Annotated in this window: 1 tRNA gene; it reads right to left on the reverse strand. The window is 48.1% G+C overall.

The annotated features are described in order from the left end of the window. Positions 1 to 270 precede the first annotated feature (270 nt). Positions 271 to 346, reverse strand: a tRNA-Ile gene (locus tag ACTQ0H_RS09285). Between the last annotated feature and the right edge of the window lie 340 nt (positions 347 to 686).

Genomic DNA, 686 nt, shown 5'->3' on the forward strand with positions numbered 1-686 from the left:
TCAGCTGGGAGAGCGCTTGACTGGCAGTCAAGAGGTCAGGGGTTCGATCCCCCTCGTCTCCACCCGAGCATTGAATGAGGCTCCAACGCAAGTTGGGGCCTTTTTTCATATCAATCGTCTTGCAGTTTGTCTTTACTTAGTGGCTGTTGAAGTAAATCCATCCTAAATTGCAAATATGAATGAAATTAACGTCCTACGCCATTGCAGGCCAAAATAAGGCGTCAACGCAATGTAAAGAGGCCAGGCGTGTTGCCCGGCCTCGAAATACTCTGGTGGGCCCTCCGGGATTCGAACCCAGAACCCAGGGATTATGAGTCCCCTGCGCTAACCGTTGCGCCAAGAGCCCTTATGTACTGTGATAATAATTTCAACAATGGAAATTCATTTCCCATTGGGTTAAATCACGATTTGAAATACTACCATGCACAAGCATGTCGCACAACGCACGATCAAGCCATGTTTTTAACACCCGGTATTCCCTGACAATCAAGATGCATCACAAGAAATATCACTGGATGGGAATTGTTCAAGCCATTATCCCGAGACTGCAAATAGAGTTAACCATCGGCGAACTGGTGCCATTTCAAAACCATGCCGGATTACGGGGCTGGACCCGGACCGGCCGTCCATACCCTGCATTTCACGAAATTCGCAAGTCGTCTACCTGCGGTTTTGATTTTACCGAT

The organism is Collinsella sp. LCP21S3_A3 (genome assembly GCF_052118905.1).
In the GTDB taxonomy this organism is placed as follows: domain Bacteria; phylum Actinomycetota; class Coriobacteriia; order Coriobacteriales; family Coriobacteriaceae; genus Collinsella.